This window comes from Streptosporangium sp. NPDC048886 (assembly GCF_055586905.1).
The window spans coordinates 62,483-84,504 of record NZ_JBVJHH010000020.1 but is presented as its reverse complement, the minus strand read 5'-3'; the positions used below and the strand labels follow the sequence as shown (position 1 = coordinate 84,504).

General features: G+C 70.5%; 22 protein-coding genes, 1 tRNA gene and 4 pseudogenes. 14 read left to right on the top strand and 13 right to left on the bottom strand.

The features are described from left to right. Positions 1-87 precede the first annotated feature (87 nt). The 4 genes and pseudogenes from thrS to ACZ6R6_RS24890 form a co-directional block, all read right to left on the bottom strand. A pseudogene (thrS, locus tag ACZ6R6_RS24905) lies at positions 88-1,320 on the bottom strand (threonine--tRNA ligase); the annotation flags it as partial. Positions 1,321-1,544: 224 nt separating this feature from the next. Beyond that, a complete protein-coding gene (locus ACZ6R6_RS24900) occupies positions 1,545-2,282 on the bottom strand; it encodes a class I SAM-dependent methyltransferase (protein ID WP_470097051.1) in 738 nt (245 codons plus the stop codon). Positions 2,283-2,362: 80 nt separating this feature from the next. Then, positions 2,363-3,136 carry a response regulator gene (locus ACZ6R6_RS24895; RefSeq protein WP_470097050.1) on the bottom strand — a complete coding sequence of 258 codons (774 nt, stop codon included), beginning with the start codon at positions 3,134-3,136 and terminating at the stop codon, positions 2,363-2,365. Beyond that, positions 3,133-4,269, bottom strand: coding sequence for a sensor histidine kinase (locus ACZ6R6_RS24890; protein WP_470097049.1), 1,137 nt, complete (start codon positions 4,267-4,269; stop codon positions 3,133-3,135). The genes ACZ6R6_RS24895 and ACZ6R6_RS24890 overlap by 4 nt, the downstream gene beginning before the upstream one ends. A 175-nt stretch (positions 4,270-4,444) precedes the next feature. Between ACZ6R6_RS24890 and ACZ6R6_RS24885 the strand changes: the two genes are divergently transcribed. Next, the gene (locus ACZ6R6_RS24885; RefSeq protein WP_470097047.1) at positions 4,445-5,101 is read left to right on the top strand and encodes a hypothetical protein; all 657 of its coding nucleotides are present in this window, start codon (positions 4,445-4,447) and stop codon (positions 5,099-5,101) included. 188 nt (positions 5,102-5,289) lie between these two features. Continuing rightward, complete coding sequence (locus ACZ6R6_RS24880) at positions 5,290-5,514, top strand: hypothetical protein (RefSeq protein ID WP_470097045.1); 225 nt, start codon at positions 5,290-5,292, stop codon at positions 5,512-5,514. Between the two features lie 194 nt (positions 5,515-5,708). On the opposite strand, the gene ACZ6R6_RS24875 is transcribed toward ACZ6R6_RS24880, so the two are convergent. Beyond that, positions 5,709-6,758, bottom strand: coding sequence for a M20 metallopeptidase family protein (locus tag ACZ6R6_RS24875; protein WP_470097043.1), 1,050 nt, complete (start codon positions 6,756-6,758; stop codon positions 5,709-5,711). A gap of 101 nt (positions 6,759-6,859) precedes the next feature. Between ACZ6R6_RS24875 and ACZ6R6_RS24870 the strand changes: the two genes are divergently transcribed. Both ACZ6R6_RS24870 and ACZ6R6_RS24865 read left to right on the top strand, forming a co-directional pair. Then, positions 6,860-7,057 (top strand): hypothetical protein, encoded by a 198-nt coding sequence (locus ACZ6R6_RS24870; protein WP_470097041.1) that lies wholly within the window; start codon positions 6,860-6,862, stop codon positions 7,055-7,057. A gap of 244 nt (positions 7,058-7,301) precedes the next feature. Beyond that, positions 7,302-8,173 (top strand): annotated as a pseudogene (locus ACZ6R6_RS24865) (transposase). A 148-nt stretch (positions 8,174-8,321) separates the two neighbouring features. Here ACZ6R6_RS24865 and ACZ6R6_RS24860 read toward each other — a convergent pair. Then, positions 8,322-8,954 (bottom strand): hypothetical protein, encoded by a 633-nt coding sequence (locus ACZ6R6_RS24860; protein WP_470097039.1) that lies wholly within the window; start codon positions 8,952-8,954, stop codon positions 8,322-8,324. A gap of 136 nt (positions 8,955-9,090) precedes the next feature. Here ACZ6R6_RS24860 and ACZ6R6_RS24855 point away from each other — a divergent pair, with 136 nt between their 5' ends. Continuing rightward, a complete protein-coding gene (locus tag ACZ6R6_RS24855; protein ID WP_470097037.1) occupies positions 9,091-9,600 on the top strand; it encodes a sigma-70 family RNA polymerase sigma factor in 510 nt (169 codons plus the stop codon). Continuing rightward, a complete protein-coding gene (locus tag ACZ6R6_RS24850) occupies positions 9,593-10,228 on the top strand; it encodes an anti-sigma factor family protein (protein ID WP_470097036.1) in 636 nt (211 codons plus the stop codon). Before ACZ6R6_RS24855 ends, ACZ6R6_RS24850 begins: the two co-directional genes overlap by 8 nt. A 187-nt stretch (positions 10,229-10,415) precedes the next feature. Here the strand turns inward: ACZ6R6_RS24850 and ACZ6R6_RS24845 are convergent, their stop codons facing one another. Next, positions 10,416-11,678 carry an esterase-like activity of phytase family protein gene (locus ACZ6R6_RS24845; RefSeq protein WP_470097034.1) on the bottom strand — a complete coding sequence of 421 codons (1,263 nt, stop codon included), beginning with the start codon at positions 11,676-11,678 and terminating at the stop codon, positions 10,416-10,418. Positions 11,679-11,800: 122 nt separating this feature from the next. Between ACZ6R6_RS24845 and ACZ6R6_RS24840 the strand changes: the two genes are divergently transcribed. Both ACZ6R6_RS24840 and ACZ6R6_RS24835 read left to right on the top strand, forming a co-directional pair. Continuing rightward, a complete protein-coding gene (locus ACZ6R6_RS24840) occupies positions 11,801-12,187 on the top strand; it encodes a hypothetical protein (protein ID WP_470097032.1) in 387 nt (128 codons plus the stop codon). After that, a pseudogene (locus ACZ6R6_RS24835) lies at positions 12,184-12,471 on the top strand (tyrosine-type recombinase/integrase); the annotation flags it as partial. The gene ACZ6R6_RS24840 and the pseudogene ACZ6R6_RS24835, both read left to right, overlap by 4 nt. A gap of 138 nt (positions 12,472-12,609) precedes the next feature. Here the strand turns inward: ACZ6R6_RS24835 and ACZ6R6_RS24830 are convergent. Together ACZ6R6_RS24830 and ACZ6R6_RS24825 are read right to left on the bottom strand one after the other, a co-directional pair. Beyond that, positions 12,610-12,807: a DUF2283 domain-containing protein gene (locus ACZ6R6_RS24830; RefSeq protein WP_470097031.1), complete on the bottom strand. Its 198-nt coding sequence runs from the start codon at positions 12,805-12,807 to the stop codon at positions 12,610-12,612. A gap of 106 nt (positions 12,808-12,913) precedes the next feature. After that, positions 12,914-12,986, bottom strand: a tRNA-Thr gene (locus ACZ6R6_RS24825). Between the two features lie 11 nt (positions 12,987-12,997). On the opposite strand from ACZ6R6_RS24825, the gene ACZ6R6_RS24820 reads away from it, so the two are divergent. Continuing rightward, positions 12,998-13,330 (top strand): hypothetical protein, encoded by a 333-nt coding sequence (locus tag ACZ6R6_RS24820; RefSeq protein ID WP_470097029.1) that lies wholly within the window; start codon positions 12,998-13,000, stop codon positions 13,328-13,330. Between the two features lie 204 nt (positions 13,331-13,534). Here the strand turns inward: ACZ6R6_RS24820 and ACZ6R6_RS24815 are convergent, their stop codons facing one another. From ACZ6R6_RS24815 to ACZ6R6_RS24800, 4 genes are all read right to left on the bottom strand, one after another. Further along, entirely contained in the window at positions 13,535-13,882 is a 348-nt protein-coding gene (locus ACZ6R6_RS24815; protein WP_470097027.1) for a GNAT family N-acetyltransferase, read from the bottom strand. A 223-nt stretch (positions 13,883-14,105) separates the two neighbouring features. Then, positions 14,106-14,549, bottom strand: coding sequence for a MarR family winged helix-turn-helix transcriptional regulator (locus ACZ6R6_RS24810; protein WP_470097026.1), 444 nt, complete (start codon positions 14,547-14,549; stop codon positions 14,106-14,108). After that, positions 14,546-15,163 carry a DJ-1/PfpI family protein gene (locus ACZ6R6_RS24805; RefSeq protein WP_470097024.1) on the bottom strand — a complete coding sequence of 206 codons (618 nt, stop codon included), beginning with the start codon at positions 15,161-15,163 and terminating at the stop codon, positions 14,546-14,548. Before ACZ6R6_RS24805 ends, ACZ6R6_RS24810 begins: the two co-directional genes overlap by 4 nt. Positions 15,164-15,363: 200 nt before the next feature. Continuing rightward, entirely contained in the window at positions 15,364-15,525 is a 162-nt protein-coding gene (locus ACZ6R6_RS24800) for a hypothetical protein (RefSeq protein WP_470097022.1), read from the bottom strand. 447 nt (positions 15,526-15,972) lie between these two features. On the opposite strand from ACZ6R6_RS24800, the gene ACZ6R6_RS24795 reads away from it, so the two are divergent. The 5 genes and pseudogenes from ACZ6R6_RS24795 to ACZ6R6_RS24775 all read left to right on the top strand — a co-directional run. After that, positions 15,973-19,452, top strand: coding sequence for an outer membrane protein assembly factor BamB family protein (locus ACZ6R6_RS24795; protein WP_470097020.1), 3,480 nt, complete (start codon positions 15,973-15,975; stop codon positions 19,450-19,452). 2 nt (positions 19,453-19,454) lie between these two features. Then, entirely contained in the window at positions 19,455-20,738 is a 1,284-nt protein-coding gene (locus ACZ6R6_RS24790) for a hypothetical protein (RefSeq protein WP_470097018.1), read from the top strand. 85 nt (positions 20,739-20,823) lie between these two features. Continuing rightward, a complete protein-coding gene (locus tag ACZ6R6_RS24785; protein ID WP_470097016.1) occupies positions 20,824-21,111 on the top strand; it encodes an ArsR/SmtB family transcription factor in 288 nt (95 codons plus the stop codon). Beyond that, positions 21,108-21,494 (top strand): VOC family protein, encoded by a 387-nt coding sequence (locus tag ACZ6R6_RS24780; protein WP_470097014.1) that lies wholly within the window; start codon positions 21,108-21,110, stop codon positions 21,492-21,494. The genes ACZ6R6_RS24785 and ACZ6R6_RS24780 overlap by 4 nt, the downstream gene beginning before the upstream one ends. Before the next feature lie 116 nt (positions 21,495-21,610). Beyond that, positions 21,611-21,865, top strand: a pseudogene (locus ACZ6R6_RS24775) (transposase); the annotation flags it as partial. Between the last annotated feature and the right edge of the window lie 157 nt (positions 21,866-22,022).

Genomic DNA, 22,022 nt, shown 5'->3' with positions numbered 1-22,022 from the left:
GAGAGCATTCCTCCATCCACGTCATGTCAAGCGGCTTGCCCGGCTGTCATCCACGTCATGTCGGCTGGTCACCCGCCGTGCCGCCCGCTATCCGCGGGCGGCGCCGTCCCACAGGTCGGCGCTGTGCGCCTCGACGAGAGCGCCGATACGGGTGAGGGCGTCAGCGGCGGGCCGCGGGTCGAGGCGGCGTCCGTCACGCAGGCGCAGGGCGACGTGGCCGTCGGCGGCCTCCCTGGCGCCGATGACGGCCTGGTAGGGCACAAGGCGGGCCTCCCGGATGCGGGCGCCCAGGCTGCCGCGTTCCGGCCCGGCGAGCTCGGCCCGCAGCCCGAGCTCGGCGCATCGCCGGGCGAGCGCCGCGGCGTCCGGCAGCTCGGCCTCGGAGACCGGGAGGATCACCAGCTGGGTGGGGGCGAGCCAGGCGGGGAAGGCGCCGCCGTGCTGTTCGACGAGGTGGGCCACGGCCCGCTCCACGCTGCCGATGATGCTGCGGTGGACCATGACCGGCCGGTGCTTCGCGCCGTCCGCGCCGATGTAGTGCAGGTCGAACCGCTCGGGCTGGTGGAAGTCGACCTGGACGGTGGACAGGGTGGACTCCCGGCCGGCGCCGTCGGCGACCTGGACATCGATCTTGGGGCCGTAGAACGCGGCCTCCCCCTCGGCTGCCTCGTAGGGCAGGCCGGAGCGGTCGAGGACCTCGGTCAGCAGGGCGGTGGAGCGCTGCCACATCTCGGGAGCGGCGACGTACTTCCCGCCGGGGCCCGGGAGGGAGAGCCGGTAGCGGGCCGGGCTGATGCCGAGCGCCTCGTACGCCCGGCGGATCATCTCCAGGGCGGCCCGCGCCTCCTCGGCGACCTGGTCCAGGGTGCAGAAGATGTGCGCGTCGTTGAGCTGGATGGCCCGGACGCGGGTCAGCCCGCCGAGCACGCCCGAGAGTTCGGAGCGGTACATGCCGCCCAGCTCGGCCATGCGCAGGGGCAGCTCGCGGTAGCTGTGGGAGCGGGAGCGGTAGATCACCGCGTGGTGAGGGCACAGGCTCGGCCGCAGGACGACCTGCTCACCGCCGAGGTCCATCGGGGGGAACATGTCGTCGCTGTAGTGCGACCAGTGTCCCGAGATCTCATACAGCTCCCGCTTGCCGAGCACCGGCGAATACACGTGCCGGTAGCCCGCCCGCCGCTCCGCGGTGCGGATGTACTCCTCCAGGGTGTGCCGTACGGCCGCGCCGTCGGGCAGCCAGTACGGCAGCCCCGCGCCGATCAGCGGGTCGGTGTCGAACAGGCCCAGCTCGCGGCCGAGCTTGCGGTGGTCGTGCATTGCGGTCTCCTCGCGTACATCGGGCGAGTGACCGCAAGACGAAGCCCCGGGGCACTCGCCCCGGGGCTTCGGACTAAGTCAGCTGTCAGCGCGCCGGGACACTCTCCGGCGTCGTCGTCATGGCAGCGCGCTTCATGCGGGTAACGGTAACAGAAGCCCGGTGATCTTCACAGGGTCGTTCTCCGGCGGGCCCGGGCGCCGGAAGCGGGACGGGGGCGGGTGCGTCCTCAGGCCCGCCGGGCGATCATGAGGATCACCCGGCTGCCGTCCGTGATCGGCCCGCGCGTCCAGTCCCCGAACTGCTCCTCGACCACGAACCCGGCCTCGTCCAGGAACCCGCGCAGCTCGGGCACGTCCAGAAAGCGCAGGTTGCCCCGATCGACCCAGAGCACCTCGCCGTCCGCCTCGCTGGTCGTCTCGGTCAGGGACACGACGCCCCCGGCCACCGACTCGACGGAGTGCGACACCCGGAGCCTGCGCCCGGCCCCGTCCACCACCTCGGTGGCGTTGCCGGGGTTCCACCCCTCCCAGGCCCTCGCCTGCGGATGGCGCGTCTCGAACACGAACCGCCCGCCCTCCCGCAAGGCCGCCCGGATCGCGACCAGGGACGAGCGCACCTCCTCATCGGTCACGAAGCACTGGAAGGCGTTGCTGGCCATGGTCGCCAGCTCGAACTCCCGGTCCCAGGCCGCGTCCGCCGCGACCCCTTCGACCCATTCGACGTCGGCACGCCGCCGGGCCCGCTCCAGCGCCGCCCGGTCCGGGTCCAGCCCCACCAGCCGCCCGACGTGACCCATCTCCCGGGCCTGGTGCAGCATGCTCCCCGTGCCACATCCCACATCCAGTACGGCCTGCGCGGACATCACCAGGTCGTCGAAGAAGGCGGAGTCCGGCCGTTCGGCGTTCCATGGATTGAGCACGTCATAGAGCGCCGCGACATCAGCATCGGTAAACACCCGCAGCATTATTCAGGCGGCCCCTGTCCGGCCCAACCGGTTTACGGAACGGAGCGCGCTACGTCGCCCGTGTCCGTTCTCCGAGCACCTCAGCCGCTCCGGCCGCCCAGTGGCCCTCCGGGGCGGACGATGCCCGACTCGTACGCGTACCGGACGGCCTGGGCACGGTCGCGCAGGGCGAGTTTGGCCAGCAGGCGGTTGATGTGGGTGCTCACGGTCGCTTCGGTGATGAACAGCGTGCCGGCGATCTCGGCGTTGGACAGTCCTTGCGCCACCAGACGCAGCACCTGCTCCTCCCGGGCGGTGAGCCCGGTGACCCGCGGCGCCGGCGGCGCCGTACGGCGGTAGGCGTCGACGACCCGCCCGGTCACGGCGGGGTCGAGCAGGACGTCCCCCCGCGCGGCGCTGCGGATCGCAGCGAACAGATGTTCGGGCGGGGACGCCTTGAGCAGGAAGCCACCGACCCCGGCGTGCAGGGAGCTGTCGAGGTTCTCGTCGGTGTCGTACGTCGTCAGCATGATCACCCGCGGCGGGCGCGGCATGGCGAGGATCCGGCGGGCCGCCTCCAGCCCGTTCAGCCGGGGCATCTCGATGTCGAGCAGCACGACGTCGGGACGCAGGCTCCGGACGCGCTCCACCGCGTGTTCCCCGTCGGACGCCTCGCCGAGCACGGACAGGTCCGGCTGGGAGTCGATCACCAGCCTCAGCCCGGCTCTGATCATCGCCTGGTCGTCGGCGATCAGGATGCCGATCCCGCCCGCCCCGCCCGCTCCGGCAGCCCCGGCACCGGAGCCCGCCGGAGCCGGCGGGCGAGAAGGGGGTGCGGAGCGTTCCGGGCCGTCTGCGGCGTCCACGGCGTTCACAGGGGGAGCACCGCCCGCACGCCGAAGCCCCCGGAGTCGAGCGGGGCGGCGGTGAACGTGCCCTGGAACAGCGCGACCCGCTCCCGCATGCCGATCAGGCCGTGCCCGCCCTTCCCGGACGTCCCCGCCTGCGCACGCGTCTCCCGCGGACCCCGGTCGAGAATCTCCAGCCGGAGCTGTCCCGGGTCATAGGCGACGCTCACCGTCACCTGCGTGGGGCCGGCGTGCTTGAGCGTGTTGGTCAGCGCCTCCTGGACGATCCGGTACGCCGACAGGTCAAGCCCGGCGGGCAGCGGCACCGAATCGCCCCGCATCTCGAGCGTCACGTCGAGCCCCGCCGACCGCACCTGCTCCAGCAGTTCGTCCAGCCGGCCGAGACCGACCTGCCGCGACGGCTCGTCGGCCTGCGGCCCGCGGAGCAGGCCGAGCATGCGATGCAGTTCCTCCAGCGCCCCCCGGCCGGTCTCCTCCACCGTGGCGAGTATCCGTTTATCCCGTTCCTGGCCCTCGGGCAGCGTCAGCCGTACGCCTGCGGTCTGCAGGGTCATCACGCTGACGCTGTGGGCGACGATGTCGTGCAGTTCGCGGGCGATGCGGGCACGCTCATGCGACACGGCCTCGCGGGCCAGCAGTTCCCCCCGTTCGGCCGCCTGCACGGCGAGCACCCGGTGCCGGCGTACGGCCAGGCCCGCCCCCGCCGCGATCGCGCACATCACCAGGGCCACGGCGACGTCACCCCATCCGGCCGGAGGCGACGAGGTGAGGATCATGAAGGTCACGTACACCCCGGTCGCGGCCAGTCCGGCGGCAGCCTTCGCGCTGCGCGGACCGACCTCCGACAGGAGCGTGAACAGCAGCACGAGCTGGGTGTAGAACTGCCAGGCCGCGCCGTTCTCCCACGACAGGGCGAGCACCGCCACGTTGGCGGCCGAATAGACGGCCAGGATCGCGAAGGGGGCGCGGCGCTGGAACAGCACCCCGGCGGCGGCGACGACCCCGGCGGCGATCCACAGGGAGAAGTGCTCCCTGGAGGGGGTCATCGGGCGTCCGCTGGCCTCCTCCGCGACCGCGAACAGGGCCACGACCGCCGCGACGAGCCAGTCGACGGGCGTGGGGGGACGACGGTAGCGCACCCTCCGAGGGTAACCGCGGCCATGACGTGCGCCATTCCGCCGTCCCTCTCCTGAACGCGTCCCCCGGCCCGGGCATCCGGTTACGACTGTGAGGATGAAATCAGTCCGCAGGGGGACGACACATCAAAGACCGCTTTGACGACGGAACGGAGGACCGGTCCGTACGGTCCACCGCATGCTTTCCAATGCCGGCTCCTTCCGCCGCGTCGCCGCGGGCACGAGCCTCATCCTCGCCCCGCTCTGCCTGCTCCTCGGCATGATCACCGACCCTTCCGAGCCCGGGGTCGACGACCCCCTGGTGTACGCGCACAACCCGGGTGCCGTGGGTGTCAGCGCGACGCTCCTCCACTACGCCTGGGTGCTGTTCGTGCCCGGCGTGATCGGCCTGGTCCACCTCGTACGGGGCAAGGGCGCGGGGCTGGCCAACATCGCGGGCGTGGTCGCGGTCATCGGCCTCATCAACTTCTCGTCCCTGATGATCTCGGACTTCTTCGACATCGTCCTCTTCCAGGCCCTGCCGGTGGCACAGGCCGAGAAGCTCATGCAGGACGCGGCACAGCCCGCGATGATCGCCGCCTGGCAGATGCCCGGACTGATCGGCTCCTTCCTGGGGCTGGTCCTCATCGCGGTCGCGTACGCCCGCTCCGGCCGGGCGGGATGGTGGTTCCCGGCGAGTGTGCTCGTGGGCCTCGTCGTCTGGGTCTTCGGGGCGAGCGCGTGGAACCTCATCCTGGGGCTCGGCGGCCCGGTCATCCTGATGGTCGCCTTCGGCGCCGTCGGTGTCGCGATCATCCGCATGTCCGACACGGAGTGGTCCCCCGCGGACGCGTGATCCACGCCGCCGACGGACCCCGGCGTGCCCCTCGCCCCGGACCGGCGGGTCACAGCACGGCCGAGACGGGGGCGGGACGTCAGCCGAGAGTCGAAAGCCCTGAGGCCGAAAAGTCCCCCTGGCGGATGACATGGAATCAAAGACCGCTTTGACGTCCGGGCAGGGGGACGGCTTCTACCGTTCGGTCCATGACCTTCCATATGAACACGCTCCGCCGCGCAGCCGTGGGCGTCGCCCTCACCTTTGCCACTCTCGCCGCCACCCTCGCCGTCCCCGCCACGGCGCAGGCAGCCACCTACGGTCCCTACTGGGACCTGCGCCAGTGCTCGATGGCGGCCTCAGCGTACGGCGGCGTCCAGAACGGCGCCTACTGCTTCATGCGCAACGGCCGCTGGTATCTGTACGCCCGGTAGTAGCCGACACACACGAGGAGGCCCCGGAGCCCGAGAACGCTCCGGGGCCTCTGACCGCGTCCACGGAGGTGGTGTACGGGTTTCCCCAGCGGGATGACGAGGTCCAGATCGGCCAGCCGTCCAGGACGGTGACGACCTGCACGTTGCCGGGGGTGTGGCGCGGAAAGGCTCAAGGCGCGGTCCTGCCCAAGAGTTCACGCGTTGAAGGTCAAGGAGAGTCGCTCGCTGCGGGTGCGCAGGAATCCGGTCATCGCGTCGACGCCAAGACCGATGGCGCGCTCGTCCACCAGGAAGTCGGAAGCATGCGGAAGCCCCTGCTCGCCCACTCCGAAGAAGAACATCGCTCCCGGCGCCCGCTCCAGGAACAGCCCGAAATCCTCCCCGCTGAAGGGATAGGACGCGTGGAACAGAGTGGCGTTCAGGTGGCGCGCGCCGGCCAGCGCGTGTTTCGGTGAGTTGACCAGGGTCGGATGGCGTTCGAGGAACCGTACGCGTGGCCCGGCCTGCGAGCGGAGCAGCGTCCGGATCTCCTCGTAGCGGCTGTCGGGCCAGGCCCGCACCCAGCCCTGCACGGCGTCCTCCTCGCGGTGGACCTGGGCGTAGACGAAGCTCGCCAGCGGGCCGTCGGGGGTCTGCAGGTCCTCCGCCAGCCGGGCGAGGTCGTCGGGGCTGGTCGCCGGGGTCACCGTCGACAGGCCCTCGATCAGGCTCTCGAATCGCCGCGCCTCCTCGGGCGACAGGCCCTCGATCCGGAAGATGTCCTGGCCCGGATACCCGAACCCGGGCGCCACCCCGAACTTCCCGACGGGCAACGGCCAGGAGTGCAGCGCGTAGACCTCCCGCGGCGGGACCGGATCCAGGGCGCCGTCGCCGATCATGGCGCGGGCACCCTCGCAGGTCTCCTCGGCGGGCTGGAAGAAGAAGACCGCCCGGCCTGAGGTCTGCTCGCGCGCCAGGGCCCGCGCGACGCCCACCCCGATCGCGGTGTGCACGTCGTGCCCGCACAGGTGGGCCGCCCCACCCGGTACGGCGACCGCGTCCAGGTCGGCCCGGTAGCCGATCGCCGGCCCGTCCCCGGCGTCCAGGATCGCCACCACGCCGTGCCCACCCACGTCCGTCCGGACATCCAGGCCCGCTTCGCGCAGGGCATCGGCGACCAGGGCCGCGGTACGTCGCTCCGCACCGGCCAGCTCGGGGTGCCGGTGGATCTCGCGCCGTAATTCGATCAGTCCGTCATGCCTCATGGCTGGATGTTGTCACAGGGAATCCGCCGGCCCCTTCGACGTGCCCTCATCCACCAGCCCACCTCCGGCGAGAGGGGCACACGAGCGGTGAGCCGGACGCGATGACCAAGACCGTGCATTCGGGGTTGGTCGTTGATCGTTCGTGGCTGTGTTCCTCCAACGGCTGGCGCCCGATGACGCGACGCCGACGGCCGACCAAACTCCATGACGACAAGGGCTACGGACACCACACCGATCACTTCGCGTCCTCGGTCGCCATCGCCGCTGCCCTGATCTGCTACCGCCGACTCACCGAATGAGTCACGGTCTTGGCAACAGGAGTCAGCAAGATCGCGAAATGACACCGGCAGAGGAAAGGCTCCCGGCGGCGTGATGCCTGTTCAGGAGCCTTCTTCGCGACGAGCCGACGGGGGAATCGAAGCCCTGGCCTTCTGTTTACGAGTTAGATCACGACCGTCCAGGACCATCCACCTGGTCGAGGGCGCTCGGTATCGATGTGTGACGGACGACCTGAACACCCTCGCAACGGCACTCTAAGTCAAGATCGGCGACGCGCTGAAGGCATCGCCGGACCTGGCCCCCTGGCGCCCGAGGTTCGGCATCTCGCCCACACTCAGCGGCGCTGAACTGGTCACGCCGGCGGTGATGTCGGCGCTGCTGGGCTTCACCTCCGAACGGCGCCGGCTACGCCACGCCCATGCCCGGCTCGGCGGCATGTTCCCGTATCCGCCCGGCCAGTCCGGCTACGGCAGGCGACTACGCAAGGCATCCGGCTCGGCATCAAGCATGATCAGGGTGCTCGCCGCCGACACGTCGCCGTGGAGCGACGATGTGCGGGTGGTCGATTCCACCCCGGTGGAGTGCGGCCGGTCGAGGCAGACGGCCAGGCGCAGCGAGCTGGCCGGGTGGGCCGAGGACGGCTACTGCGCCAGTCACTCCCGGTATTTCCGGAGGTCGCGGCTGCATCTTCTGTGCACGCTGGGAGGACCGCCGGTGGCGTCCGCGCCGAGCGGCGCCAAGGCCGACGAGCGCGGCACGCTGCCCGGATGCTCGACGATGCTCCCGAACTGCCAGCCGGCCGGCCATCCGCATCAGACGATCATCGTTGACAAGAGCCACTACGGCCGCGCGTTCGAGCGGGCTGTCACGGGCCGTGAGCTGACCTTGTTGCGTCCGGCCCGCTGGGCGAGGCCGAGCGGGCCGGAGCACAGCTGTTCAAGCCGTTGCGCCAAGTCATCGAGTCGATCAGTCAAACCTTCAAGGCGCAGCTTGATCTGGAGCGTCACGGCGGTCGCACCCCTCGTGGGGTGGTCATCCGTGTGCTTGCGCGGATCCCCGTACTGACCGCCGCGATCTGGCACAGCGGCAAAACCGGCCAGCCGGTCAAACGATCCCTGATCGCCTACGACCACTGAGCGTGATCGCACCCTTTGGACTCATACATCCAGAGGACCGATGATCGATCACATCCGGGGGCGCGTGCACATCCGGGGGCGCGGGCTTTTACCGTCCTCGCGGTGAACGGCCCGGCTACGGCGGCCGGGGCGGGCGGTGGCGAGCCGGTCAGGCGGCCGCGCCGCTGATCCGGAACGGCAGCACGGCGACGTTCGACGCCACGCCCAGCTCACGCAGGTCACGGGCGTCGATCCGGCCGTCGCCCGTGACGTCCTTGACCACGTCAGGGGCATCGTCGAGCACGCCGTTGCCATCGAGGTCCTTCACGACCGCGACGGTTACCACGCTGTCGACGTCCTTGCCGAACAGCGCCTTGCCGACCAGCCAGGAGTCCCAGATCCTGGTCCCGCTCTGGCCCCGCTGGGCCACCCCGGTGACGTTGAACAGGTTCGCCAGATTGGTTCCGGCACCGGAGAAGCCTGTCGTGGTGGAGAGCAGGACGACAAGGCCCGGCAGCTTGTCGTCCTTGCCGGGCCCGAACGTGCCGGTGCCGCCCTGGGGGCCGGTGACCTGCGGCCCGCTCCATCCCGCCGCCTTGAGGCCGTCGCGGTAGTCGACGGACAGCTCCATCGTCCAGGCCGCCCCCTCCACCCCGGTCGACGCGCCGGCCCTCGGCGACTGGATACGCACGTGGGCGCGCTGCTCGGCCCCGGACGCCGTGTCCGCCAGCGCGGGAACCGCTGACACCGCGGTCACCGACAGTGCCGCCCCGAGCGCCGCCGCCCAAACACCTCTACGCATGTCGTCTCCTCCGTCGGTTGCTGATGTCGCTGATGACGGGAGGGGATACGGTGCCACCGCACGTCGCGTTCACGCGAAAACGGATGAACACCGCAGCGATCCATTCCGTATGCCCCGGAAAACGAGAGGAGGATGCGTGCGGTTGGATGACGAGGCCACATTGCGGGCGGTCTACGACGATCACGGAGGCGAGCTGTTCGCCTTCGCCAGCCGGTCGCTGGGTGATCCCGGGCTGGCAGAGGACGCGGTGCAGGAGACCTTCGTCCGCGCCTGGCGTACCGCGGCCCGGTATGACCACCGGCAGTCGTCCCTGCGCACCTGGCTCTTCGCGATCTGCAGGAATGTGGTGATCGACCTGATACGGGCGCGGTCCGTGCGGCCTCAGCTCGCGGCCGGGCAGGGGGAGGACCGGCCGACGGGCAACGATCTGGAGGGGCTGCTGCTCGGCATGCAGGTGGAGGAGGCGCTACGGCGCCTGTCGCCGCAGCAGCGGCACATCCTGGTGGAGGTCCATCTGCGTGACCGGGCGCCTGCCGAGGTCGCCGCCGAACTGCGCATTCCTCCGGGTACGGTGCGAAGCAGGGTGTTCTACGCGCTCAAGGCGCTCCGCCTGGTCATGGAGGAGATGGGGTGGGACGGTGACTAGCTGCCGCGACTATCAGCCCCTTCTTGGGATGCACGCGCTCGGCCGCCTGCCGAAGACCGAGACCGCCGCGCTGCTCGCGCACACCGACGGCTGCCCGGGCTGCCGGGCCGAGTTGGACGGGCTGCGCGCGATGGCCGGCGCGCTCGGCCATGCCGACCCCGACCGCGTGTCCCCGCCGCCCGCGCCGCCGCCCTGGCTGCGCGAGAGCGTGCTGACCGCCGTCGGCGCCCGGCACGCGCGCAGGCGCCGGCGCGGGCTGGCCTGGGCCGGCGGGCTGGCGGCGGCGGCCGCGATCGCGGGGGTGACGCTGTTCTCCGGGTTGTCCGGCACGGACAGGCCCACGGTGGCGTACGGATCGGGCGGCATGCAGGTCTCCGCCGAGTTGGACGCCCGCCAGTGGGGCACGGCCGTGGACCTGTCGGTCAGCGGCCTGACCACAGGTCAGCGCTACCTTGTCTGGCTGGAGCACCGCGACGGCAGCCGGATCCCGGCGGGGAGCTTCACCGCCAGGGGCATGGGGCTGACCATGGAGCTGTCGGCGGCCGTGCGGGGTGAGGAGGTGGTCGCGCTCGGCCTGAGCACCGTACCCGGCGGTCCGGCCGTGCTCCGCGCACCGATCAGCCGTTGATGGTCCGCGCTCGACGGGACGCGGACCGTCCTCGGCTCAGCGGCACGGCGCCCGGCCCCTGGGCAGGTCCCACTCCGTGCCGCACGCTCGTCGGACGACCTGACGGGCGACCGAGTCACACCCCCCGAGGATCATGCGAAACCAGGAGTCTCGGCCGCCCGCTGTCATGGGCGGGAGGCGAGGCCGATCACTCGGGCCCGGAGTCGGTCGTGGAGGCCGTGTCGTTCTTGGCTCTGCCGAAGCCGATCATGATCATTTCGGTGGCGTCCGTCTTGCCCGGGACACGACCGGTGCTGTCCGGGAAGTTGTTGTCCTGCATGATGAGGATCCGGTTTCCCGGCAGGGGAAGCAGCGCCTCCACGGACTGCAGGGGGAACTTGAAGGGGTTGCCGAGGCCGTAGCCTCCGACCGGGTCGTGCGAGCCGATGAGGGCAGGGTTGCGCAGGTTGAGCAGATCCGCGACCTCGGTCTTGACCAGGAAACCGTCGGCGTCGACATGGCGACGGTCGATGAGGTAGACGCGCTTGAAGGTGGCGGCCGGCCCCTCGTCGTCCTCCCGCTCGATCAGGACGGCCCGGTTGGCGTCAAGAGACTGCATGTCGGCGATGCGATAGTCCTCGCCGTCCGTCCGATACTGCCAGGTGCGACCGGTGTAGCGGTTCGCGCGGGTGTCGAACTCGTGGATGTGGCGCCGGAGCCGGTTGTCGTCGCCCGGCAGGGCTCCTTCCACGGCGGGATAGAGGTAGCGCCCGTCAGGGGAGGAGGCGAGGGCCTCGTAACCGCGGCTGCCCTGCACCGTCGGCGTCTCTCCGGGGGCCAGGTTCGGGTTCGACGGGGTCTTGAGCGCGGGGTGGGCGACCGGTGCCTGCAGCAGTTTGCCGGTGCGGTCGAAGTGCAGGAGGAACGGGCCGAACTCGTCGCCGATCCACATCGATCCGTCGGGCACCCGGGTCACCGACTCGACGTCGAAGTCGCCGCCGGTGAGCAGCCGATCCGCGGTGTTCTCGTTGACGATCGGGAAGGGGATCCGGTGATCCGGGTCGCGGAGCGAGAGGAAGCGGCCCACGTCGATGGTCCCGGCGCCGCCGCGTTCCGTCTCCCAGTGCGGGGTGAAGCGGTAGAGCCGCAGCAGGAAGTCGACGGAGTTGCCCTTCGTGCCGAACCCGTTGTCCGGCATGGCCCAGTAGGAGCCGTGGTCGGCGGGAAGCATGGAGGAGATGCCCAGGACGACCTGGCTGGGGTAGGGCGGGGTCATACCGTTGTTGGGGTCGCTGAAGGCTCCGGAGGCGGGGCCGGGGGCCAGCGTGTAGGCGGGGAGCGTGGCGCGCGCCAGCAGGACCGCGCCGGCGGGGTCACCGGCGGGGGAATGGTGCTTGACCTGAGCGAACGCGGACGGGCCGGCCAGCACGATCGCCGCGGCGGCCAGGAGAGCGAGTGGGCGATATCGCATATTTCCCCTAAAGGGTCGAATCGGCATCAATAAGGTGTGTGTCCGCTGGATCAAATCGGCTGATGATTAACTGCTGTTGCGGGTCAGATGGCGGCCGGCTGTAGCGTCGGCGAAATGCCGTGGTGTCCGCGGGGACCCTCGCCGCCGCCGACGCGCAGTTCCGCGCCGCGTACGGCGAGGGCGGGCCCGTCGAGGCCGGGTTGATTCCGCTGCGGCTGTTCGCCAACCCCGCGCCGCGCGTCGCCCTGCCCGCCACCTCGCTGCTCGGTGGCTCGATCGTCTACCTGCCCACGTATCTGCAGGCCGCTTACGGGATGGGGTCCACCCGGTCCGGCCTCGCGCTCGATCCGTACGTCCTGGCGTTCATGGCGGTGTCGTCTCCGGCCGGTGCCCGCATCGGCGCCGGCGGCCGGTTCAAGCCCTACCTGCCGGCGGGTGACCGAGGGCGGCCGGTCCCGTGTGGTGAGCGTCGACGCCGGGACAGCCGATCTTCTCTGTCGACGCCGTGAACAGCGGCAGGCCGACCGAGACAAGGTCAGGGACCTGGAAGGGGACCGACGACTATGTGTTCACCACCGGATGGGGCGAGCCGGTCTACCCCGACACCGTCAGCTCCCTCATGCCGAAGCCGATCAAGACGCACAACAGGGCGAGGCCGGACGCGCCGCTCCCCCACGCGCGGCTGCACGACCTCCGTCACGTCCACGCGACCACGCTCCTCCTGACCGGCGTCCCCGTTCACGTGGTCGCGGCCCGCCTCGGGTACGCCGATCCGGCCATCACCCTTCGTGTCTACGCCCACGTCATCCACGAGCAGGCCGCCACGGCCGCGGACGTCTTCGCCCAGGCCGTCAGACTCGGACCGAGATCTTCGCCCCCTCAAGGACTCTCCTGCATAGGGAGAGTCCTCGCTCATGTCCGGGTTCCTCCACTACTCCCCGGGCCATGCGGCGAGGATCTCGATGCCGATCACCTTGCCATCCTTGTCCAGATCGAAGTTCACCATCGCGTCGTCCGCCGTGACCGTCCGCACCGCGCCGCCTGAAGGGATCGGGCCGCGCAGGTAGACATAGGTGCCCTCGGCTTCCGGATCATAGGTCCACGTGCCTGGATGCTCCTCCAGAGCCACCGAGCCTCCCGCTGTCAGCAAAGGTGTTGGCAAGATCGGGAAATGATACCGGCAAAAGGAAGGCCCCTGACGGCGTGATGCCTGTTCAGGGGCCTTCTTCGCTGCGAGCCGACGAGGGGAATCGAACCCCTGACCTTCTGTTTACAAGACAGATGCTCTGCCGATTGAGCTACGTCGGCATGGTCGCCTGATGAGTGTAGTCGGCTTATGCCCCGGACGTCACCGAGCTGAGGGGAGGAGTCGGAAAGAACGGGCGAGTTCCGCTGGCGCCTACACCGGCGCCGCCTACTGGTCGACCTCCAGCACCAGCTTCGCCGACCCCGCCGTGACCCTCGGCCGCATAGTCACCGACAGCTTCGCCGGCATCGCCTCGGCCTCGGTGCCCGGCGTCGTCGCCGCCCAGCTCGTTGGCGCCGCGCTCGGCCTGGCCCTGATCCGGCTGTCGTATCCAACCTCGGCCCCGCCACCGGCCGCCGGACCCGAGCACCTGACCGCCGACTCCGCGACGGCCGCCCGGACATGACGAAGGCCCCGTGCCGCCGTTCCAGGCGGCCGGGGCCTTCCACGTGCGTACCGGTGTGCGTGTCGCCTCTCGGCGAAAGGCGCAGCGCGGCTCCAGCCGAACGGTGATCCGCGAAGGCGAAAGGTGAGGCCCGGGACACTGGGCACACCGGTTACGGCAGATGTAACCAGATGGGGCCGCTGGATGTTCCCCGGGCCTTCCGGCTCAGGTTCCGGCCACGCTGCTGCGACGTTCCACCAGTAGTACGTCCCGCCACACACCGTGGTGGCGGCCGGGCCGCTCCCGGGTGCCGACGACGTGGAAGCCGACCGCCTGACGCAGGGCCAAACCGGCGGCGTTCCCGGCGAGGACGCCGGCCTGGACCGTCCAGACGCCGGCGTCCTCGCTGACCGCGATGAACGCGCTCAGCGGGGCGCGGCCGATATCGTGCGCCCGGCAACCGGGGTGGACGTAGACGCTGTGCTCGACGCCCCCGGCATGGACGCACCGGGACAAGCCCGGCGAGGCGGCCACCCAACCGACCACCTGCCCGGTGTCGGCGTCGGCGGCCACGTAACGCAGGTGTGGCAGCCTGCCGGCGGTGAACCCCCCAGCTCGTCGCGGTGGTCTCGAAGCCGGCCTGCCCGGTGCCCAGGCCCGCCTGGTAGACGGCCAGCACCTGTGCCGCGTCCGACTCGCGCATCGCCCGGATCTCCGGACCCGGGCCGACCGCTGATCTCTGTACTCAACCTCCTCGAAGGCCGATCGGTTCGGAGACGGCGGGGCGATGTGACGCTCACTGACGAGTGACTTGGTCGAGGGCGGCGGAGAGCTGTTTGAGCGCCTCGATGATCTGCTTCAGCCCGTCGAGGCCGAGCTCGTCCACCACCCGGTTTGCCAGTGCTTCCAGGTCGGGGTCGATCCGCTCTATCGCGGCCACGCCCTTCGCGGTGGGCCGCAGCAGCTTGGCTCTGCGATGGGCGGGGTTGGGCTCGTACTCGGCCAGGCCCTGGTCCACCAGCAGATCGGCGGTCCGCTGCACGCCCTGCCTGGTCAGCCCACGGAGCCGGGCGATCTCGGCCACGGACATGGGCTTGTCGGGGACCGCGCTCAGTACCTGCCACCAGGCGACGGTCATCCCCGCCGGCCTGGCGAGCGTGTCGCCGGCGCCGAGGAACTGCCCGTTGAGGCGGTAGACGGTGAGCGCGGCCTCCGACAGCAGATCTCCTGTCTTGCTCATACGTCCGATAGTGCCATCAGCGCTTCGAAGGCCGAGGCGTCGTTGTGTGCGAACAGCCGGTACCAGGCGTCCAGCACCTGGGGGGTGTACAGGTCCAGCTTGGCGAAAATCTCGCGGGCGAAGTCGACCGGTGCGGTGGGGGTGCCCGTGATGAGGTCTCCGTCGGTCACGGCGAGCGCTTCGACGTAGCGCTCCGCGCCGCCGTAGCCCTGCTGCGCCTGCAGGTACGGCAGCGCGGCGCTGGTGTGGCCCCGAGTGTCGAAGATCCCTTCGCGGGCCAGCCCTGCCGTCGCGCCGCAGATGGCCGCGACCGACACGCCCGCTTCCAGCAGGTCGCGGGCCTTGCGGGCGAAGGGGGAGAGTTCGTCGCCTTCATCCCAGAGTGCGGCGCCGGGCAGGATGAGCATCGCCGCGTCCTTGATGGAGTCGAGCGAGACGTCGGGGGTGACGCGCAGGCCGCCCATGGTGGTGATCGGGTCGGTCGTGAGGCCGACGGTGACGAGCTCGTAGCGGCCGGGCTCCCTGTGGTAGTGGCCGTTTCTGATGTGGGCGGTGGCGTGCCCGGTCTCCCAGTCCGCCATGGTCTCGTATACCGCGTGGTAGATCTTGTTCATGACAGCATCTTGTCATAATGACAACATACTGTCAAAGGGCCGCCGGAAGACGGGGCCGGCCGAGGGACGGGGGAAGCGGCCACGGATCGCCCCTTGAGCCGCCGAGCCGGGAAAACTGCACGCCCCCACTGGGAGCCGTACAGCCTGGGGGTGTCGTTGACGCCCGTGTCACCAGCCCCGAACGAGCGACCTTGCCGAGGTCAGGCCCTCCGAGTGAGGGCCGGCCGCCGTCCTGAGCGAAGTTCCCGGAGATCGGGGATGCGGCTGTAGAGAGTGCCCACGTTGACGCCGCACAGCTCGGCGATCGAGGCGACCGACCACTCGGGATCGGGCGGCGGGTCGCGGGCGGCCTTGACCTTCACAAGAACAATCCGGCAACCGGCTCATGCTGTCCGCCGGGGAGCGACGCCATGCCGGGATCCGGGTGCGTGCGGGCGCAAAAGGGTGTCGAAGTGCCGTCAGGGACGTAAGTGAATTCATGGCGCGAAAGGGATGAACATCCCCGGCAAGGCTCGATCCCGGCTGATCAACTTGTCTAGCTTTGTGCCATGTCACACACAGAGCATTATTTACCCCGGGCCATGCGTGCCGTCGGCGTGTTCGCCGTGGCGCTGACCGTGACGCTTGGCATCTGCGCTGGTCCCGCGTCCGCCCATCTGACCCGTAGCCATGCCGAGCTGGTCGTCGGCACGACGGCCGGACTAACAAGCGGTCGCTTGGTTGTGCACAAGGACGTCGTTTCCCCCGAGCGCGCCGGAGCCTGGGCGAGGGGCCTTCTGGGAGGTGGATGCCCGGTCAGCGCTCAAGGGGTGTCCGGCGACGCCGGCGGCATCCCCGGCGGTGTGGTCGTCGAGCTCGCGTGGTCGTGCACGGTGGACAGCCTGGACCTGGCCGGGTTGCTGCGCGCAGGCGGGCTGTCGGAGATCGTCACGGAGTTCGACGGTGTCACCTCGAACGCGACGAACGCCCTCCCCGTCGTCGACGCCACCGGTTCGCACGCGCCCGCCTCACCGTGGCCGACGCCGTACCTCGTGGCGATGCTTCTCGGCCTGGTACTGGCCGCCACCGGATTGATGTGGCTGCGTCGCCGTAAGGGATGGTTGGGCGTCGTGGCGGCCGCGGCCGCGATGGCGATGCTCGCGCCGAGCACCGCGCTGGCCGCCGTGGACGATCCGGGGAGCGCCACCGAGGCGGACCCCGCACCCAGCCAGACCACGCAACCGAGCGCCGCTCCGAACGTGGCCGCCCCCACCGGCACGCTTGCGCTCACCACCGTCAGCCCGAAGGCCGGCGAGCCGGTCACCTTCCGCTACACCACCGACAAGCCGAACGCGCTCAACTGGGTGGGCCTTTACGGCACCGCCGACAAGCCCGGCTCTGTCGCGTCGAAGACCTGGGTGAGGGCACCGCTCGCCTCGGGAACCGTCACGCTGGACACCGGTGCCCTCGACGAGGGGTCCTGGACAGCGCACTTCCTGGCCAACGACGGCTACGACCCGCTGAGCACCCCGGTCACGTTCACCCTGACGGGCGCCGGCTCGGACCTCGTGACCGTCGAAGGCACGGTCTTCGCCGACCAGGACGGCGACGGCGTCAGGGATACCGGGGAAAAGGGCCTGCCCAGCGTGTCCGTCACCGACGGTGCGGTCTGGGCGACCACCGCGGCCGACGGCGGCTACACGTTGGCCGTCGACCGCAGGCGCAGGGAGACCGACCTGGTCAGCGTCGTCTCGCCGAACGGCTATACGCCGGTCCTGCGCGACGACTTCGTGCCGGCTTTCTTCCGCGAGGTGCCGGGTGGACAGGGCCCCCTCAAGGGGCTCGACTTCGCGCTGGTTCCGGACGCCAACGCCGTCAACCCGAAGGAGAAGTGGCTGATGGTCTCCGACGTCGAGGTGGGCAACCGCACCGACGCGGAGGCGAAGAACGCGCTGCCGCGCTGGCAGGGCCAGGTCGAGGCGATGTCCGAGGTGCACGGCGCCACGCTGACCATGACCACGGGCGACCTGACCGTGACCGACTACGCGGCCGAGCCTCGCCGCCAGGGCGGCTACGACATCCTGCGCGAGGGCCTGAGCAAGGGCTCGCTCGGCCATCCGTACTATCCGGTCATCGGCAACCACGACGTCGGCGGCACCGCGACCTCCACCGGCTACGGCGGCAGCCTGGAGTACTGGCGCAGGAACATGGGCCCCGAGTGGTACAGCTTCGACCGCAACGGACGACACGTCGTGGTCCTGGAGGACAACTACGACTCCAGAGGCCTGGCCCCGCAGCTGGAGTGGCTGCGTGAGGACCTGCGCAGGCACGCGACCGGCAAGCAGGTGCTGGTCTTCGCGCACCGCTCGCTGTTCACCAAGTGGGGTCCCGGCGCCGGCATGCAACCGACCGTTGACGAACTGGCCAAGTACGACGTGCGGATGTTCGCCGCCGGCCACAACCAGCAGGCCGAGTATCGGCGCGGCGCGTTCGCCAGATCGGTCGAGGTCAACAACATGGGCGTCTACGGCATCGACTCCGCCAGGCCCGACTACAAGATCCTCGACTTCAGCGGCATCACCGACGACCCGAACACCAAGCACAACGAGGACATCGGCTACATCGCCGGCACGCACCGCCAGTTCGAGATCGACGACGACGTCGCACTGGTCAGCCCGGCCCAGGGCAGCGTGCACGGCGCGAAGAGCGGCGTCCCGGTCGAGCTGTACGCCGAGGACGACGGCCGCACCCCCGCCACTGCCGCGCTGACCATCCGCGCCGGCAACGGCAGGGTGGTCCACCAGGACCGCGACCTGGAGTTCGGCCGCGCGGCCAAGCCCACGGGCCGGGTCAACTGCTACACACCCCCGGGCGGTACGGCGGAGCCGTGCCCCGAGGCGCATGTCTCGTGGACCAGGGTCAGCTCCCGCATCACCGGCCTGCACCCGGGCACCTACACCGCGGAAATGGTCGCGGTCGACACCGCGGGCAAGGCCTGGCCGGCGGTCAAGACCACCTTCGAGGTAGTCGCCGACTCCCGCCTCAGCCGACCCGGCCTGGGTCAGGACTGGACCAGGCAGGGCGGTGACGAGGAGTCCCGCTCGTCAGCCAAGGACGACCCGGGCGCCAGGCTCGACCTGCGCTGGGCGGCCAACACCGGCGAGCAGTTCCACCTCAACGGCGCGGCCGTGTCAGGCGGCAAGGTGATCGTCGCCTCGCAGGCGTTCGACTCGCCGTACAGCATGATGCTCGCCTACGACGCGCTGACCGGTGCGGAGCTGTGGCGCACCTACCTGGACGGCGACGCCGAGTCCTTCCCGACCGTGCACGGTGGCAAGGTGTACCTCACCACGGGCGTCGGACGCGTCTACGCCCTCGACGCGGGCACCGGCAAGGTGGTGTGGGAGACGATCGACGACGAGCACGCCACGGGGTCGACCGTGCGCCGCTACGGCCGAGCAGGCGGACCGGTGAGCGTCTTCGACCTGCCCGGCCGCACCGTAGCGGTCTACCAGGCGTGGGACACCGTCCTCTGCCGCGACGCGAAGACCGGCACCCGTCTGCCGGGCGGGTTCGGCGCGCCCGGCGGCTGGGGCGAGTTCCACAGCGTCGCCGTACGGCGGCCCGGTGCCACCACCGCCTATCTGCACTCGGGGTCCAGCCAGACGCTGATCGCGATGGATCTGACCACCTGCGAACAGCAGGCCTCGGTGAACACCGGGGGCGACCTCTTCACCCAGTCCTCGCCCGCCTTCACCGACACGCAGCTGGTGACCGCGACCACCTCCGGCGTCCGCGGTCACGACCCGCAGGCGGGCGCGAAGGTGCTGTGGCACGCCAAGCTCGGTACGGCGAGCGCCTGCGAACCCGGGCCGCCCCCGGCGACCAGCCCGGCGACCCGGGGCGCGATGGCGTACGTCGCGAGCGTCGACGGAGTGGTCAGGGCCTACGACACGGCCTCGGCGGACCCTGCCAAGCCGGTCTGGGAGACGCCCTTGGGTTATCTGCCCGGTGAGAGCCCGATGGATGACAAGTGGCGGGTCGCCGCCGGGTGCGCGGCGGCCGGCCCCGGGTCTCCGGCGATGCACGCGCTGGCGACCGAGACCGTGGTCTACGCCACGACCTGGGACGGGCGTGTGGTGGCGCTCGACCGGGCGACCGGCCGCAAACTGACCGAGTACAACCTGGGCGCGGGCGTGGCGTCGGCGCTGTCGGTGAGCGGCGACCTGCTGTTCGCGCTCAGCGACGACGGTTCGATCCACGCGTTCGCGGCCACGAGGGTCCGCGGCCATGGCGGTTCCGGTCAGTGATCGTGGTTCTGACACGGGTTCTGGTCCGCCTGCTCGCGACCGCGAGCCTGGCGACGCTGATCCTGCTGGGAGCGGCGGGTCCGGGGTGGGCACACCCCTTCGGCCCGCCGCTCGCGGCGAAGGTCACCGCTCTCGGCGACACGGTCGAGGTGACCTGGTCGGCGGCCGCCGACGACCTGGCGAGGCTCGACGAGACGGCCGCGGATCGGGGCGAGCGGGTCGGCGACTACCTCGGCGAGCACGTCGAGGTCGCGCAGGACGGAACGGCATGCGCGCTGGAGGCGGTGCGGGCTGAGGCTCTCGCCGCCTCGGGCGCGGTCCTGCGCTTCCGGTGCCGGACCGAGGTCCGTGCCGTCACGCTCAAGATCACCGCACTGATCGAGGCCGACCGGGCGTACCGGACGGTGTCCACGACGCCGGAAGGCGGGGGCGCGCTGCACACCGCGACGGCCCCCGCGCACGTGCTGCGCTTCGACGGTGAGGCGAACGCGCCCGGTTCGCCGATCGCGTTCGCCGAACTGTGGACGGCCGAGCTGTTCTCGCTGGTGGACAACGACGTCGTGCCGCCCCTTGCGTTGCTGGTCGCACTGGCGGCGGGAGCGGTGCACGCCTGCGCGCCGGGACATGGCAAGACGTTGACGGCCGGATATCTGGTCGGCGGCAACGGCCGGGCTCGTGACGCGGTCCTGCTGGGCGTGGTGGTGGCGGTCATGCACACCGTGTCGGTGGCCGTGCTGGCCGTCGGCTGGTGGCTGGCCGTGGACAGTGCGCCCTCGCTGGGGACCGTGACGAGGTGGCTGCAGCTCGCGGCCTCGCTCGTCGTTCTCGGAGTCGGTGTGGGCCTCCTTCTGCGGCACTTGCGCAACCGCCGCCGAGAGCACGGCCATGGGCACGGGCACGGGCACGGGCACGGCCATGGGCATGGCCACGGGCATGGTCATGGGGACGCCGCCTCGTTGCTGACGTGGCGGGGCATCGTGACGATGGGCGCGTCGGGCGGGCTGCTTCCCTCGCCCTCGGCCTTCCTGCTGCTGCTCACCGGCCTGCTCACCGGTAGGGCCGCGTTCGCCCTCGCCATGGTGGCGGCGTTCGGCGTGGGAATGGCGGGCACCCTCGCCGGGATCGGCGTCGCCGTACTGCGAGGCAGGAACGCGCTGGCGAACGTGACGGGATCGCCGCGGCTGCGGGAGTGGAGCCGGCGCCTGCCACTGATCGCGGCGGCCCTGGTGGTCGCGGGTGGTTTCGTCGCCTCGGTGCTGGCGGCCGTCGCCGTGGCGACCCTGTGAGGGCTCAGCCTGTGTGTCACCGAGGACGCAGGCTCCCCTCCTCTCCACATTGACAGGCAAGTGACGGCTTGCCTATCCTCGCCGCATGGGCGATGTCTTCAAGGCCCTCGCCGACCCCACCCGGCGGACCATCCTCGACGAGCTGACCGAGCGCGACGGCCAGACCCTGTTCGAGCTCTGTGTCCGCCTGACGGGTCGACATCAGCTGAGCCTGACCCGGCAGGCCGTGTCCCAGCATCTGGCGGTGCTGGAGGAGGCCGGGCTGATCACCACGCGCAAGCAGGGGCGGTACAAGTTCCACCACCTCGACACCACTCCCCTGGCCGCCATCTTCGAGCGGTGGCCGGTCACCAGGAAAGGACAGTCATCGTGAAGATCTACGTCACCAGCGTGTTCGTGGACGACCAGCAGAAGGCCCTCGACTTCTACACCGAGGTGCTCGGCTTCACCAAGAAGCACGACATCCCAGTGGGCGGGGCCCGGTGGCTGACGGTCGTCTCACCGGAGGACCCCGAGGGCACGGAGCTGCTGCTGGAGCCGGGCGGACACCCCGCGGTCGGACCGTACAAGAAGGCGCTGGTCGCCGATGGCATTCCGGCCACCTCGTTCCAGGTCGCGGACGTGCAGGCGGAGTACGAGCGGCTGCGCGGGCTGGGGGTGACGTTCACCCAGGAGCCGATGAAGGCAGGGCCGGTGACCATGGCGGTCTTCGACGACACCTGCGGAAACCTGATCCAGATCGTGACCCCGGCCTAGGGATGTCCGGCAAATGATCACAGCGGGTGCGGTTAGTTGATCGTTCGTGGTGCGACGAGGTGAGCTGACCGACAAGGCCTGGCAGACGACAAGCCCTCGGACGCTCCCGAGGGGGACTGACCACCGAACTCCACCTGATCACCGAAACCCGCGGCCGGGCCGTCGCCCTCCACCTGACCGGCGGCAACATCGCAGATCGCACCGCCTTCGAAGCGATGATGGCCGCCCTCCGGCCACGCCGCCCCATCGGGCGCCCGTGCACTCGCCCCGACCGGCTCCTGGGCGACAAGGGGCACTCCTCCAAGGAGGTCCGCCTGCACCTGCGACGGCGTGGCATCCAGGCGGTCGTCCCCGAGCGGAAAGACCAGATCGCCAACCGCAGGCGTAGGGGTGGCCACGGAGGCCGCCCCTTCACCTTCCGATGCGGTTGCCTACAGAGCCCGCAACCTGGTCTAACGGTGCTTCGCCAAGCTCAAGCAGTGGCGAGCCGTCGCCACCCGCTTCGACAGGCTCGCCGGCCGCTACCTC